The sequence below is a fragment of the Flavobacterium sp. UW10123 genome (genome assembly GCF_040538975.1).
In the GTDB taxonomy this organism is placed as follows: Bacteria; Bacteroidota; Bacteroidia; order Flavobacteriales; family Flavobacteriaceae; genus Flavobacterium.
Genome location: NZ_JBEWQE010000043.1, coordinates 1 through 399, shown reverse-complemented (window position 1 = coordinate 399; position 399 = coordinate 1). Strand labels below are relative to the sequence as shown.

1 protein-coding gene is annotated in these 399 nt (G+C 42.1%); it reads left to right on the top strand.

Annotated features, from left to right (window positions below):
- Nucleotides 1–399: PcfJ domain-containing protein (locus ABXT06_RS22720; RefSeq protein WP_354592759.1), on the top strand; the 399-nt coding region annotated here is incomplete at both ends.

Genomic DNA, 399 nt, shown 5'->3' with positions numbered 1-399 from the left:
CATAAAACGCAATTGGCAGGCAGTCAAAACGGTCATTAAAAACAATTGCAAAATTTCAGATGTGCAGATTTGGGAGGATTATTTGGAACTATTGCGCTATTTCGGCAAAGACCTTTCAAACCCTTTCTTTGTCTGCCCTGAAAACCTAAACCAGGCGCACGACCATTTAGTGAAGAAAAAAAGGGATTTGCTTAGAAAGAAAAAGCTCCATGACCTGCGCCTTGAAATCCAAAAAGCGCAGAAAAGATATGAGTGCGATAAAAGACGCTTTTTCGGGCTCTCTTTCAAGCAGGGCGGACTCTGCATCTGCGTAATTGAAAACGTTAGGGATTTTATGCGCGAAGGCGATGATTTGGGGCATTGTGTCTTTACCAATGAGTATTACGCCAAAAAGGATTC